Annotated in this window: 11 protein-coding genes; all 11 read right to left on the bottom strand. The window is 56.5% G+C overall.

Annotated elements, in window-relative coordinates; translation table 11 throughout:
• Nucleotides 1–950: 950 nt before the first annotated feature.
• The 11 genes from ACGRVM_RS16115 to ACGRVM_RS16165 all read right to left on the bottom strand — a co-directional run bounded on the left by ACGRVM_RS16115 (nucleotide 951) and on the right by ACGRVM_RS16165 (nucleotide 13,916).
• Nucleotides 951–2,945, bottom strand: a complete 1,995-nt coding sequence (locus ACGRVM_RS16115; RefSeq protein ID WP_377173292.1) for an acyltransferase family protein — start codon at nucleotides 2,943–2,945, stop codon at nucleotides 951–953.
• A 952-nt stretch (nucleotides 2,946–3,897) separates the two neighbouring features.
• A complete protein-coding gene (locus ACGRVM_RS16120; protein WP_377173291.1) occupies nucleotides 3,898–4,203 on the bottom strand; it encodes a hypothetical protein in 306 nt (101 codons plus the stop codon).
• Between the two features lie 189 nt (nucleotides 4,204–4,392).
• Nucleotides 4,393–5,508 (bottom strand): hypothetical protein, encoded by a 1,116-nt coding sequence (locus tag ACGRVM_RS16125; RefSeq protein ID WP_394624070.1) that lies wholly within the window; start codon nucleotides 5,506–5,508, stop codon nucleotides 4,393–4,395.
• A gap of 205 nt (nucleotides 5,509–5,713) precedes the next feature.
• Nucleotides 5,714–5,938 (bottom strand): hypothetical protein, encoded by a 225-nt coding sequence (locus tag ACGRVM_RS16130; protein ID WP_377173289.1) that lies wholly within the window; start codon nucleotides 5,936–5,938, stop codon nucleotides 5,714–5,716.
• 133 nt (nucleotides 5,939–6,071) lie between these two features.
• Nucleotides 6,072–6,311: a helix-turn-helix domain-containing protein gene (locus ACGRVM_RS16135; RefSeq protein WP_377173287.1), complete on the bottom strand. Its 240-nt coding sequence runs from the start codon at nucleotides 6,309–6,311 to the stop codon at nucleotides 6,072–6,074.
• 93 nt (nucleotides 6,312–6,404) lie between these two features.
• Nucleotides 6,405–7,124, bottom strand: coding sequence for a hypothetical protein (locus ACGRVM_RS16140; protein ID WP_377173285.1), 720 nt, complete (start codon nucleotides 7,122–7,124; stop codon nucleotides 6,405–6,407).
• A gap of 105 nt (nucleotides 7,125–7,229) precedes the next feature.
• On the bottom strand, nucleotides 7,230–8,417 hold the full coding sequence (locus ACGRVM_RS16145) for a tyrosine-type recombinase/integrase (protein ID WP_377173283.1): 1,188 nt from the start codon (nucleotides 8,415–8,417) through the stop codon (nucleotides 7,230–7,232).
• A 179-nt stretch (nucleotides 8,418–8,596) separates the two neighbouring features.
• Nucleotides 8,597–10,273 (bottom strand): recombinase family protein, encoded by a 1,677-nt coding sequence (locus tag ACGRVM_RS16150; protein WP_377173281.1) that lies wholly within the window; start codon nucleotides 10,271–10,273, stop codon nucleotides 8,597–8,599.
• Nucleotides 10,274–11,317: 1,044 nt separating this feature from the next.
• Nucleotides 11,318–12,061, bottom strand: a complete 744-nt coding sequence (locus ACGRVM_RS16155; protein WP_377173279.1) for a formylglycine-generating enzyme family protein — start codon at nucleotides 12,059–12,061, stop codon at nucleotides 11,318–11,320.
• A 24-nt stretch (nucleotides 12,062–12,085) separates the two neighbouring features.
• Nucleotides 12,086–13,303: a copper-containing nitrite reductase gene (gene nirK, locus ACGRVM_RS16160; RefSeq protein ID WP_377173278.1), complete on the bottom strand. Its 1,218-nt coding sequence runs from the start codon at nucleotides 13,301–13,303 to the stop codon at nucleotides 12,086–12,088.
• A 61-nt stretch (nucleotides 13,304–13,364) separates the two neighbouring features.
• A complete protein-coding gene (locus ACGRVM_RS16165; RefSeq protein ID WP_377173276.1) occupies nucleotides 13,365–13,916 on the bottom strand; it encodes a pseudoazurin in 552 nt (183 codons plus the stop codon).
• Nucleotides 13,917–13,958 lie beyond the last annotated feature (42 nt).

Raw genomic sequence — 13,958 nt, forward strand, 5'->3', positions numbered from 1 at the left:
GCGGGATGGAGCAGCCCGGTAGCTCGTCAGGCTCATAACCTGAAGGTCGTAGGTTCAAATCCTACTCCCGCAACCAAATCAGCCAAACAATAACAACGTGTTACAAGTCATCCTTGAGGGTGGTTCCTGGCGTTCCACATCCGCGTGGAAGCACTGTGGAAGCAGATGAAGCGTGAAACCTCGTGTGGCAGACAGGCAACGCTAGCGCCACCGGCGGTAGAGGCGTTCCCCAATCAAGACACCGGCAACGTCACGGCCATCCGACAAGCGACAGCTTCCAAGCCATTGGTCATAGCTGCGTTCGCCTGTGAGGCTGCAGCTCACCCGCTGTCCTGAGACATGTGCCCTCATGCGCCGCGTCGCTGCATCCTCGGCACTGTTACCAGGCGCGCCCAAGCGCATGACCGCGGTACAAACATGGCACCCACCTGACGTCAATCTTCTCACCGTCCGGTACCTAATTGGGTCGCACGCTCAACGGCATGGGACCTGTAATCGCAATGTGGCCTTGGCGTGAGTTACCCATCTGTTTCCACGCAGAGCGCAGCAGGTATTCTTCAGATTTCGTTTCCCAGTCGCGGTTGGCTTTGCAGCTTCGCGTCATACCAGTACTAAGTGGCCGACGCCAGATAACTGCAAGTTTGCAAAACGCGCTTCAATTGTGTCTTTTCTATCCGTCATTTGGGTCTCATCAAGTCGTTCTGAGGGTGCCTCGCATTGTCTGCATCATGGGGCAATAGCGGATTTTGTTTCTTTTGGAGATGCTGCTTGTGTGGATACTATTCATAACTCATGTGCGGCCTGTAACGATCATTCGGGCATTCCGCAGGAGCGCCAGCATTGAGCCCAGACCAACCGTTCATCTGGTTTGGGTTCAGTCCTAAACGCTACAAAAAAACGTCGATATGAAGTTGCTGATCTCTAACTTGGCTACGTACAGTCTGGGTTGACTAGTCATCCAGCGCTTGTTGCACTACTTTTAGAAGCTCTGGCGCTATGAATAAGGATCCAACGTTTGAGAAATGGTCATCGTCATAGTATAGCACATTTCCTAACCAAAAATTGATGCAACGACCTAAGACTTGTCGATCACAGAGCGACGTATGCGGCCAAAAGTGAAATAGGTCAGGATATTCAAGAGTGGTGAGACGCTCCATGACAGGGCCATTCCGTTCGTTGAAGCGACTGTATGACGTGCTTAGCTCCAATTGTTCGTATCCACCGGGACTGAATAACGACATTTCCTGCAGTTTCCGAGGAACGTCCCAGCCTGCTTCCGGTGAGGGGCCAATAAGCACAACTGACGCTTGTTGGAGCAAGCTCTCAAGACTTCTTTCGAGCCTTTCGAAAAGGATGTCTTGGTAGACTTCTGAACCTCGCGTAAATCCATCTATAGAAATAGCATTTACACTACCATGCTCGACGCCGCCTTCGTTGTTTGTGAAGTACGCGGTCGTAAATCCAGCTGTCCAGCGTTGCGACCAGACGATAACATCCGGCTGTGTCTGAAGAAGAAATTTAGCGACGTCTGTCGCATATCTTTCACAATTGATTTCATAAAGGGCGAAGTTCGGAAAAGGCGTGCATGAATTCGCCGTAAGTTGGTAGAAATCGTAGCCCAATTGGTCTGAACCAAGGCGCAACGCAGCTGCGTAATGATCTGCGTGGCTGTCGCCCACAAGTAAGACAGTGCGTGCCGCGCCGGTACGGACAGAGCACTTCTGGACTGCAAGCCCGAGATCGAAGTCTGATCCCAAGGGTAAGCATGATGTGCGATCACCGTAATCATACGCAGCGTTCAGAAGATGTGCCGGTATAATTTGAGTCGCGCGCGATGTAACTGGTCCACCCTGTTGCCCTGCAACACCAAGGGCTGAAAATGAAGCGATTCCAATTAAGCTGAAAGCAAACACTGAGGACCTTTTGGGAACCAGTCCACCAGCTCTGTTACGAAAGGGTTGTTCGACGTAGCGCCAAGTAAAATATGCTAAACCGAACGAGGCTAGTGCCAAAAAAAACATCATATTGCGCGCCGGTTCATGCGAGCTGATGACACGTGCGAACGCAAACAGTGGCTGATGCCAGAGGTACACGGAATAGCTAATCAAGCCTATACCAACCAAACTGCGCAGAGACAGGATACGAGCAACAACTGTTCCGTTCTTAGCAAAGAGCACGACAAGCGCCGCGCCCACAACTGGGATAAGTGTGTAGACGGACGGAGAGGGCGTCGTTCCATCAAAGAAAAACACTGCCACAAGGATCATGGCCAAACCCAGAATAGAGAGTCCCTCGTGTCCATCGATCTCGCGTCTGAACACGAGGATCGCGCAGATCGAACCGACAAACAACTCCCAGAAACGGGAAAAAGTAAAGAAAAAATTTGCATCTGGGTGATTGCGCCACCCCCACTCACTAAGCATAAGCGAGAGGACCGCAATTGTCGCGAACCAGATGAGGTGCTTTCGGAAGGTTATTGATCCCAGGGCTGCCATTAAGAGCGGGAATACCAAATAGTATTGTTCTTCAACGGCAAGACTCCACGTGTGCAGTAGAGGCCTTAACTCTGACGCTTCTGAGAAATACCCAGACGTTTCCCAGAAATGCACATTCGAAACAAAAAGCGCCGAGGCGGCGAGGCTGCGCATGTAGTCCTGATACGGAGTGGGCATCAAAAAAGCCCAGGCTAACGGGTAAGTTACAGCAAGTACGAAGAATAAGGCGGGTAAAATGCGCCTCGCGCGGTGTTCATAGAACTGAATGATGGAAAATCTACCTTCAGCGCGCTGCTCAAGGATAATGCTGGTGATCAGGTAGCCTGATATGACGAAAAACACGTCTACGCCGACAAACCCGCCCGAGAACAGACCGGAACCGGCATGAAATAGCACCACCGGAATCACCGCTACGGCGCGCAATCCATCAATTTCTGGTCTATAATTCAACGTATCAACTCAGTTGCAGAACGAAGTCTCGAAAATGCTATGCGGCAGTCATACCGTGGTGATCGAGTGTCGTATTGCGCCGTACCCAGTTCAATGTCAACAAAGCCACATGATTCAACGCTGACGAATTGACGCTAAGGCCTATCTTCGTAGGACTTGGAAACGAGATCGCCTTCGTTAGAGTCGCAAATCTCATGCCGGAGTGCGGCTCAGATTGGCCGTACTAAGTGAGGCTGCGTTCCGTTGAGGGGACCATGCTGACCATGCCGCAAAAGTACGGCTTCCGCACTCTGAATCAAACGCTGGAGAGGACGAGGAACTGATGCAAAAGCCACATGGCCGACCCATAGCGAGTGCGTGGCCATTGTACGATGCGTCTGCATTGCCAAGCGCGGGCGCGCCGGATCATTCCTTCCGCTGCTTTATAGCATGACGGACTTTGGCGTTGATGTCAGATCGGACGAGCATGCCTAACGCCCGACTAAAAAGCACATTCCAATCTGTCCGCTCATTTTCGGAAGGCCTTGCTTGGCTTTGATCTGATCATTCGCAGCAATTTCGGTTGCAAGATGTTTCTGATCCGGTAGGTGCGTTCCCCACACGCTGAGATTTCCGGCCTCGGCGCGCGCTTTTGCTAACCGTGCAAACTAATGCGCGTCTTTGACGAGTTCATACCCAGCCGCCTTCGCGACACGTGTTCCCAACGTGTCGCTTTCCAACTCGTACAATTGCGAAATCGCCCTGCCGCCGATGGCTGCGGGGAGTTACAAATTGCGGCCAACTGCATTAGCATCATACTGCACACCGGCAGATGCCGCCTGGACAGCGGAATAGGTCGTGAGCGCGCCCAAAATCATCCCCCTGCCATAACCTGCTGTTTCCGCTTCTCGATATGGCGTCTGAGCAAGTGGATTTACTCATGCCTCATCACAAAGGCAACTTCGTCATCGTTTTACATGGCTCGTAGAATTGGCATGGTCATCAGAATGATGGGCTTGCCTTTGATGTAGATGAAGCACGTGTTGCGCTGGTTGGCATGATGATCAATTTCGAGCCGGACGTTGCTGTCAAAACTGGCACGGCCCTTTGTCTCTGCCTTGCAGAATTTCTCTGCGGTTGGTTTGATGTGGCTGGCGACATGGTTAAACCACCGCGCAGCTGTAGCTTGTGAAACCCGTTTTCGGCTCGCCTCAAAACGCGCATTAGCAAACACGCTTTGAGCACTTGATGCCATAAACCCGTCGATACTGGGCAGCACCTACGTGTTCCAACCGCCACTCAGAAATCCGACACAGCACCTGATAAGAGCTTCACTTAACACGGGTCGTTACCTTTCCCTGCGATACCAAAATCAATTTATGCAAGTAATCGTGTCTGTATGATAATATTTTTAAGAAAATAAACCGAGCCGTATTGCCTACGGCTCGGCCTTATCTTGTAATCTGTCTTATGCTTTGTGGGGTGGCGCGTTCGTGTTTGCTGTGGTGATGAACACATAACGGTCCCGCGCCTCACGCAGCTGCTTGGCAGTATGCTCGGGGTTGGCCTGCACGTCCCGCTTAAGTAGGTCGGCTGTATCACTAAAGAACCGTTGTAAGTCGTTCATCTCGACCCCTTTCAGCGCCGCCAGCGTGATCGTGCTGCCCTTGATGTTTTTCAGAAGCGTGCTGATGTGATGCTCGCGCTGCACCTCTTTGATTGGGTTCGGGTCCGACCCCTCGAACATTTCAATCAGATCGGTGTTGATCTCGCTCAGGGCGATTTCCCAGATCAGATGATTGGGCCAGCGCGCCCGGTTACTGTCGCTCGGGGCCGGATCAGTATAGCGCACGACCTGGCCCGTCTCAGAGGACATATCGCCAAACCGCGCAAACAGATCCGCCCATGTGCGGATATCCCAGCGATCCTTGAGCAGGTCCTTGCCCGCGCGGATTTCAACCCGCCAGATGCGCAGATCAGGCGTCTCCGGCCCGATCAGGGGCAGTCCCTGCGCCTTGCGCGTCTGGTTCCAGATAAACCACCAGTGCGGCTTGTGCTGCTGGATCACCTCGGCCCGCTTGTCATAGACGATAACTTGCCGAGCGCGCGGGCTGCCAATGGTGACGGATGTGACGCGCCCCGATTTGCCCTGCACCCGCATATCCGCATTGGCGATATGATCGCGCCGGTTCGTGCTGGAATGCATCACGAACCGTTCCGGATTGAGCTTGAAGTCAGCCGGGGCCAAGATATCGACGCAGTAATCGACGCGCGACATGGTGAAGTCCTCGGGCCGGGCCCGGATGCCGAACCGCTCCAGCACGTCCTCCAGATGCGCCTTTGCCGCGCCAAGGCCCAGCGTTGCCATGAAGGTTGACCCGAGCGATACACGGATGCCCCAAGGGTCCTTGGCATTGGGCTTCTTGAAGGCCCATTGCGCGCCCATAGGCCCACCATTGGCGATGAAGCGATACCCGGCCCCGCCATGGCCCTTGAGGTGAAGCTGCACGCCGTTCCATTCTATCAGAACGTCGTTGGCGTTTTTCTCCGCCAATTCCTTCTGCACTTCCAGATACTCGAACACCTCCGGCGGGATATTGGCCTTAATCGCAATAGTCAGAGTGTCAAACCCACGATGCAAAACCTGATAGCTGTCAGGATGGTCTGTATTTCCAGAGGGGGGTGCTACTAGGACCCCCCTTTGCCCGCGACGTTGGGCGCGTGCATCAGCTGTGCCTCCGGCGGGGTAGCTACTGTTTTGGGGCCGGGGCGCGGCCCCGGCATTGATGTTATTGCTGTGCATGATTGATTTTCCTGCTGATCCAGATTTCGGCGCGTTCCGCGCATTTGGCGATGTTGAGAAGGTCGGAATGCGAATAGGTGGCAGTGTTCTGCCATTGCCCTTCGCTGTTGCGGTATGAGCGGGACATATCGACGGAATAGAATCCGTCATTGTCCCACACGGTTGCGGTGATCAGTCCTAGCCGGACCTTGTATGCTGGTGAATTTGCCATGATTTCCTTTCCTTGGATGCTTGGCATTGCGGCAGACAAAGGAAGGGCGCGAGATGCGTTTACCCCGCGCCCCTTTTTGAGCCATCCGGCCCCAAAATCCCCTGAGGTGCTACCAACCCCTCAGGGGCAAAACTCAATGTTGCGAAGTGTGTTGCCGCCTGCGGCCTTCTGCCCAATCGCGAAGATCGCGGCGGCGATAGCGCACGGATCGGCCCGGTTTGTAGAAATGCGGGCCGAAGCCTGTGACGCGCCATTTCTGCAAGGTGCGGATGCTTTGGCAGAGGTAATCCGCTGCCTCAGTTTCGTTGATAAACCCGTCCCAGAAGGTTGAGGCGGGCTTGCCGTGGTCTTGGCTCGTCGTCGGTTGCATCATTTTCTGTCCCTCGTTGCTAACTGCTATGAGGTGACAATAAGCGCTGCCTTCTACGATTTTCGAGCCAAACCGCTGGCAACCTTCGGGACGCGTTTATGCCCGAAGGTTGCCAGTAGAATTGCGGCGACGATTACTTCTGGTTTTCATGCCATTCATCACGCGCGATGGCGCACAATTAGGCTCGATCATTCTAAAGGCTGCAAAGCAGAAGCGGCCTGCATTCGTAAGCGGCTCACCATTTGGGCCGACGTCCCGAGAATACGGCTGGCTTGTCAGTTGGCCCCACAGGTGTTCCATGTTCGATAGCCAAAGTAGAAGTCCGAGGTCTTTTGGCTTGCTGGAGCGGCTGTTGGGGATTTCTTTGGCAGCATTCTCAGCCGCATGATGTAATCCGCCGATAACACTACGTAACGTAACGATATCGACCGTGACGCCAGATAAGTCCTCAGCGACGTCTTGTATTGGGAGAAAGAGGGAAGGGCGGGCGCGCGTGTCGGACGGTGCATGCGACAGCCCGCGCCGGGTGTCAGCGTCACCCCGCGCCTCTATCGCAGATGCAGCCTTCGGAGATAACCTTTCGAGCGTTGCCAATAAGCGGGCGGCCTGTTTGGCAACTGTATCCAATTCCCGCGTTGTCGCCTTGCCAGGTGTCTTGCTTACAATCGCCTTGTGTTGTTGGCGGTAGATCGCAGCGAAATGCTCCAGCTCTTGCCGGACATATTCTGTGTCCTCTGGCTCGACGCCTGCCATCTGGCAAAGCTCTGCAACGGCTTCTTTAGTGTAAGTTTCGGCATAATGCTCCGCCGGTATCATGTGGTCTTTCCTGCCTGACTGTTATCCTACCGTAGCCTAGGGAGTACTTCCGGCCATTTGGAGGGGCCAATTTCCTACGTTACGATACGTAGGGTATCGGCGCGGTCATTTCACAACCCGAAGGCCCGGCTCCGTAACGTATCCTGATCCTACGAGATTGCTCAAACGGTCGGCGTTTTCCTCAGCCGCGCGCCGTACGGGATCGTCAGCGAGATGCGCGTACCGCATCGTGGTCTGTATCTGGGTGTGGCCCAGCAAGCGCCCAACCATCTGAATCGGCATGCCCGACGAAACCGCGTTCGATGCGTAGGTATGGCGCAGGTCGTGAATGCGCACATCGTTAAGGCCCGCCCGTTCACGGATGCGCCGCCACGGGTGCTGCAAGTCTGTGGCATACCGGCCCTTCACCTTGCCCGCGATAACGTAGGGGTTGTCAGCAAGCCGGGGCAGGGCCGCTAGAACCGCTCTTGCGGCTTTAGGTAGGGGAATGCGCCGCGCGCCGGTCTTTGTGTCTGGCAGCTCCATTCCCTGATCGGTGACAAAGCTCCATTGCAGGGTCTGTATCTCGCCCAAACGGCACCCGGTCAGGACAAGCAATCGAAAGGCGGCGACGATGTAAGGCGTTTCCGATCCGTCGCGTTCCGCCTCTGTCAGCGCTTGTCCAAGGTTTTGCAGCTCGTACTGGCTCAGATACCGTTCGCGCTTTTCCTCGCGGTATTTGGGCACGTGTCGGCAGGGGTTCGACCCGTCAGGGCGCAGGCCCCAAACCTCGGCCAGGTTGAACATCTTGGAGAGGACGCCAAGCACCCGGTTGGCCTGATACGGCTTGCTGCGCATTTTATGGTGCAACTCGGACACGTCACGACGTTCCACATCAACCACTTTGAAATTGCCAATCGCCGGATTGATGAACAGATCAATCGCGCGGCGATACTCGCTCTGCGTGCTGGCTTTGCAACGGTGCTGCACATGGTCCTTGAAAAACCGCTCGCATAGGGCAGCGACGGTGGGCGCCCGACGATGCTGGGCAATCTCTTCAACCGGGTTCTCGCCTTTGGACAGCTCGCCCATGATTTCCTTGGCGCGGTTGCGGGCTTGATCGGCGGTGATATTTCCATGCCGCCCGATAGATGCGCGCCGTGTGCGCCCGCCTTTGCGATACTGGACCTGATACGTCTTGGAGCCGGACGGCATGACACGGACGCCAAAGCCCTTAATCTCGCTATCCCATTCGAAATAGCCTTTGTCGCGGATGGCGAACCCGTCAACGCTACGCTTGGTCAGCTTTGGCATGTCTTTTCCCCTTCATCCCGTTCCGGCTGTGGAAGCACAGTGGAAGCATTTGGAAGCAAATCATGGGGTAAGGCGTAGGACCCAAGCGTAACGCGCGTCAATGAAGAATGAGCGATTCCAATAAGATAGGGTAGGAGGGCGCAATCTGGCGAACTACGTGGGAAACCGCAAAACGTGACTCATAACCTGAAGGTCGTAGGTTCAAATCCTACTCCCGCAACCAACACTAATTCTTCAATATCCTCAACGGCTTGAGATTCGCCGCTCAGGCCTCTCTGCCGCGCGCCGCCCAGGCCGAGCATGAGCAGCGCAGCAAGTGCGCCTTCAAGATGGATCGCAAGCCTTCCATCCGGTGCAGTCGGCTGAAGCACGATGCGGTCGATCAATCCGCGCAATGCCTCTTTCGCTTCGAGCATCCCATCGGGGTGCTTCAACTTGTCGATCATCGTGACGACCTTCGCCCTGTAGGTCTCGGCCATCCTGGGATGGATACGGACCGGGGAGGGCGTGGCGGTCCTCGCCAGCAGGCCTTCCAGCTCGATCCGGCGGGCATCGAGGGTCAGCATCCGGTCCTTGACTTGCTCCGCCGGCACGCCGGCGATGATCGCGTCGATTAGTTTTGCATGATCTCTCTTCGCCGTTGCCAGTTCCTTCTCGAGCGATGCTCGAGCGGCACATGCTTGAGACTGCAGCCGATTGCGTTCTCTCGCGTATTCTTCGCAGAATACGGCCAGCGCCTTCTGATCCATAAGCTGCGTTTGCAAGGCGTCGAGAACGAGCCGCTCGAGCTCCGCCTGAGCAATCGTCGCCATATTGCCGCACACGGCTTTGCCCTTGTTACGTGCGGTGGAGCAACCGAAAGAGGTCTGAGAGATTTTCGAAAAACCGCCTCCGCAGGTTCCGCAGGTCATCAACCCCGAGAACAACGTCATTGGCCGCCGACGATCCCAAATCGGGATACTGGTGTCCTTGACCCTCATCGCTCCCTGCCGGCTCCGGGCGGCGTCCCATAGTTCCTGATCGATGATCCTCAATTCAGGTACGTCGGTGACGACCCATTCCTCTTGTGGGTTAAGGCGCGAGACCCTCTTGCCGGTTTCAGGGTCCTTCACATAGCTGAGACGGTTCCAGATCTGGCGCCCGATATAGAGCTCGTTGTTGAGGATTCCGGTTCCGCGCTCGCGATTTCCATGAAGCGTGGACGCGCCCCATCCTCGGCCCGAAGGGCCCGGAACACCCTCGGAATTCAAGGCCTCGGCGATCTTCTTCGGCGACAGGCCTGTCGCATAATCCGCAAAGATGCGCCTTACGACGTCTGACTCGGCAGGATCGACCTTGCGCTCGCCACGGATCGGTTCTCCCGCGGCGTCGTAGCGCAGCACGTTATGATAGCCGTAGGCTTTGCCGCCCGCCGATTTGCCTTGCAAGGCTCTGCCCTTCAGCCCCCGATGGGTCTTGAGAGCGAGGTCTTTCAAGAACATCGAATTCATCGTGCCCTTGAGGCCGATATGCATCTCGCTGATTGTTCCTTCGCTGATCGTTTCGATCATGACGTTTCGGAACTGGAGCTTCTGGTAGATGGACGCGATGTCGGCTTGGTTGCGGGACAGACGATCCAGCGCTTCCGAGAGGACGATGTCGAAGGTCTTCTCCTGAGCATCGTGCAGGAGCTTTTGAATGCCGCTGCGCATCAGGCTCGCGCCGGAGGCCGCCTTGTCTGAATAGACTTCCACCACGTCGATCCCTTGACGGGCGGCATGCTCGCGGCAGGAGCGGATCTGATCCGCGATCGATGCATCCCTCTGCATGTCGGTCGAAAATCGTGCGTAAATGACAGCGCGGAGAACTTTTGTCATGGCGACATCCCGAATAGGCGATCAGCCATTCTGGCTGTGATCGGCGTGGGCCAGCTCGCGCGCGAGGGCCCTCAAGAAAAGGTGAAGAGCCTCTTCAGGATGGGGGCTCTTAGGCGGGCTGACAAGTCCGCAAGGTTCGGAAATATTCCGACGACGACGAGGTCCGGCCCTGCGACCGTGGTCCTCTTGCGCAGATGTCTTCCGATCGCGCGCCATGGCGTGCCGTCTCCGTTCGCCGCGAGCTGCCGAAAGCAGGGGCGTTTCTGAATTTCCGTTGCATCAGGTCTTCTCGACCAAGTTGCAGGCAGGATACCCTAGATGCCCTTGTAGGGTCGCCCCCTGAACGGGGCGCGAAGTCCGAAACATGTGGAAAACTATGGAGAAATCCGGAAAACTCTCGCTGGGAAGAGTGTCGGTATCGGCGACGCAAGAGATGCTGCTGAAGTGATCTTAGAACCTACCGCTATTTCTCGGGTGTCGTGCTGATTGAGCGCATGAGCAAAGCCTGATGCGCCGACGTGATCTTTCTAACTATGTGACGGGAATTTCTTCATCTGCTGGCGATCATGGATGGGCATACCCATAAAGTTCTGGCCTAGTGCATCTTGAGTACCCCGGAGACGAACTTCTACGCAGAGGAATTAAATGAAGCGGTGCGTCGCTTCAGGCGGGCTGAGATCACAAGTGAGGATCAGGGACCGCACTTCACACTCTTCGCCCGGACGGACCGACCGGTATGAACGGATTGGAGCTGAGATCACGACGGGCATCCAAGCCGATGCCTCGACGACATCGTCCCAGAGCATCTTTCACGATCGCTTAAAAATGGGTGCGTGGGTGCGTCTACCTGCATGCGTGTGAGACCGGCATCCAGGCCAAGGCCGGTCATGTTCGATGGACTGACCTTTACGATCAGCCGCAGCCACTCGGCATTTATGTCAGAAAGCCGCCCGCCGTGGCCTATTTCATCAAAAGCGAAATTTGTGTGCAAAGGTAGGCAATTGCTTGATCACCACAGACACCATCCAGGAACCCGGGAGTAGCTTACCTCGCTTCATCACTGACTAGGCGCATTCCCAAATGAGCCGGAGGTGTGCCGACCGCGCACCCGCCGCGGGCCGCGTCGCGCACAAGAAAAGACATCGCGGCAAGATGTTCGCCGCCGACGAAAAACGCAGGGCAATAGTCATCGGCGCTGGCACCGGACGTTCCGTCGTAGCACTCCATCGTCCATTCCCAAACGCTCCCGTCAAGATCTGCGATACCTTCGGGTGAGGTCGAGAAGCTGCCTTGCGGCCTCAGCGCACGCGGGGTGATGCCTTCGACGAGGTAGGAGGACGCCCAAGTCAAAGAGGGATCGGTGAAGAGCGGGTTCGGGGCGTGATCCAGAACATCGGCCGCCATGTACTGCCACTCTGCAGCGGTAGGCAGCCGATAGTTATGGCCGGATCTGGCCTTCATCCAGCCGAGATATTCTTGGACATCTATATAGCTGAGGCCGGTCGCGGGCGTGAGGTATGGATCTTGATCTGGACGCACGCGCAGTTTCAACGTGCAGGTGCCGTCCGCGTTGCAAGTATTCCATTCGGCAACCGTGACTTCGTGCCGCTGCACGTAGAGGGCGTCGCCGCTCGGCATGATGACGGGGCGATCCGCCATTATCGGCAGAGGAACGTGCGCGGGGGCGCGCTGGCTCAGCACGCCCCCGGCGATGGCCGCCGCCAAGAGACACAGCACCACCAGACGAAAGGGCGTACTTATGGCTGCGGTGGTCTTGGCGGCGAACATGAGTTAATCCTTTCTTCAGATGCCTCACGCCTCGAAGGCGCGCGGCGCGACTACCTGCTCCATCAGGGCATTGTCCCACTGACCCTGAACCACGAAATGTGCGGTCGCGCCCAGCATCACGCCCTCGATCAGGTTGTGGTTGACATAGGCGTAGACGCCGGGCTGCTCGAAGGTATACATCGCCGCCACGGCGCTGCCGCCGCGCACGAACCACGTTTCCATGTCCTGCACGGGCGGTTCGGTAAAGGACGCCTCCCAGACATAATTGCCATGACCGCCGATGAGGTGCGGGCGGCTGTCGCGGTTGGCCTGATTATGGATCATCAGCACCGTCTCGCCGACACTGGCCGTCAGGGCATTCTCGCCGGTCAGAGCACCGACCGAGCCGTTGAAGACCGAATGGGTCGGAATGAGTGTGCGCATGGCATCGAGGCTGTCGGCATAGTCGTCGCCGGCGTTCTCATAGAATTTGTAGTCGCCATTCTCGTCCATCGGCAGGTAGTAATCCTGTTCGCCGATATAGGCGATCTTGTCGTATTTCAGCGGGTTGCCGGCCTTGTCTTTCAGTCCGTCGCGCGGCAGCACCATGACGGCACCGTTCATTCCATGGCACACGTGATAGGGGATCATCGCACCGCCCGGGGCGCAGTGATAGGTAAAGCAGCCCGGCTTGGTCGCCTTCCAGCGCAGCACGCATTCCTCGCCCGGATAGACATGTGTCAGGCCACCGCCGCCCAGTGCGCCGGTCGAGGCATGGAAGTCGATGTTATGCTCCATCATGCTGGAGGCCGGGTTGCGCAGCGTCAGCTCGATCATGTCGCCCTCGTGGCATATGATCAGCGGGCCGGGAACCGAGCCATTATAGGTGAGCGCCCAGACAGATGCGCCGGTATCTTCGTCGACGACCATCATGACTTCGGTGGTCTCGAGCGTGACCTCGATGATTTTCGGCCCGCCGGTGGCCACCTGCTCATGCGCAGGTGCAAAGGGCGGTGCGACCATCTCCTGCTTGACGCGTGTGTAGCCTGACAAATCCGCCGGCTTTGCGTTGGTTGCCGCCTCCTGCTGAGCTGCGGCCTTGTAAATTTTGGCTGAGGACGTGTTGATCGCGCCCATTTTATGGGTCCGGGTCTGCGCAGTCACATGGGCGCCTGTCATTGCGGCGGCCCCGGCAAGAAGGCTGCCGCGCAGAACGTTGCGGCGGCTGGTCTTCATGAGGCCTGGATTGATGAATTTGGTCATAGCTTTCTCCTTCGGAGTGGCTTGTGGCACGGGGCCGGATGGCCCCGACGCCGGTACGAAATCAAAGATTGCCGAGCTGCGCTTCGAAGCGCTCCTTGGCCTTTCCGGGCACGCGGCCTTCGAGGAAGTCCGCGGGGGCATCGACATCGCCGACAGCGATCGTCATCACCATGCCCATCGCGTAATGCGGCTTGCAGATCACGCCGTAGACGCCTTCGACATCGAGTGTGACTTCGATCTCCTCGTTAATCCTACCTGCGAAAGGCTCAGCGCCTTCGGGCAACATGTCCTTATTGACCTCGGCATTGTGGCCTTTGTCAGCGGCGACGAACCGAATAGTGTCACCCGGCGCGGCTTGCACGAAGGCGGGTTCGAACACCATGCGTTCACCGTCCGAGCCCTTGTTGAGCATCTGGACTTCGAAAGTCTCGGCCAGCGCAGGGCCGCCGATCAGGGCGACGAGTGCGGCGGAGGTCAAAAATGTGCGGATCATGTCTTTTCCTTTCTGATCGCGATGTCTTCTGACCCCGGATCTAATGGGGTTTGCCGGCGTGCTTTTTGTGCCAGCGCAAAGTTTGGCGACATGGCGCTGCGTTATGCGAAGATCTTTCATGGTGGTGCGCCCGGCGGCATCTGTGGCATGAGGGGGAATGGA

The sequence above is a fragment of the Roseovarius aquimarinus genome (assembly GCF_043661195.1).
Classification (GTDB): Bacteria; Pseudomonadota; Alphaproteobacteria; order Rhodobacterales; family Rhodobacteraceae; genus Roseovarius; species Roseovarius aquimarinus.

Bases quoted from the DNA above. Each gene is read 5' to 3' on its own strand.
- ACGRVM_RS16130 (WP_377173289.1), bottom strand. From the start codon at position 5,938: ATGGCAAATTCACCAGCATACAAGGTCCGGCTAGGACTGATCACCGCA.
- ACGRVM_RS16135 (WP_377173287.1), bottom strand. From the start codon at position 6,311: ATGATGCAACCGACGACGAGCCAAGACCACGGCAAGCCCGCCTCAACC.
- ACGRVM_RS16140 (WP_377173285.1), bottom strand. From the start codon at position 7,124: ATGATACCGGCGGAGCATTATGCCGAAACTTACACTAAAGAAGCCGTT.
- ACGRVM_RS16145 (WP_377173283.1), bottom strand. From the start codon at position 8,417: ATGCCAAAGCTGACCAAGCGTAGCGTTGACGGGTTCGCCATCCGCGAC.
- ACGRVM_RS16150 (WP_377173281.1), bottom strand. From the start codon at position 10,273: ATGACAAAAGTTCTCCGCGCTGTCATTTACGCACGATTTTCGACCGAC.
- ACGRVM_RS16155 (WP_377173279.1), bottom strand. From the start codon at position 12,061: ATGTTCGCCGCCAAGACCACCGCAGCCATAAGTACGCCCTTTCGTCTG.
- nirK (WP_377173278.1), bottom strand. From the start codon at position 13,303: ATGACCAAATTCATCAATCCAGGCCTCATGAAGACCAGCCGCCGCAAC.
- ACGRVM_RS16165 (WP_377173276.1), bottom strand. From the start codon at position 13,916: ATGAAAGATCTTCGCATAACGCAGCGCCATGTCGCCAAACTTTGCGCT.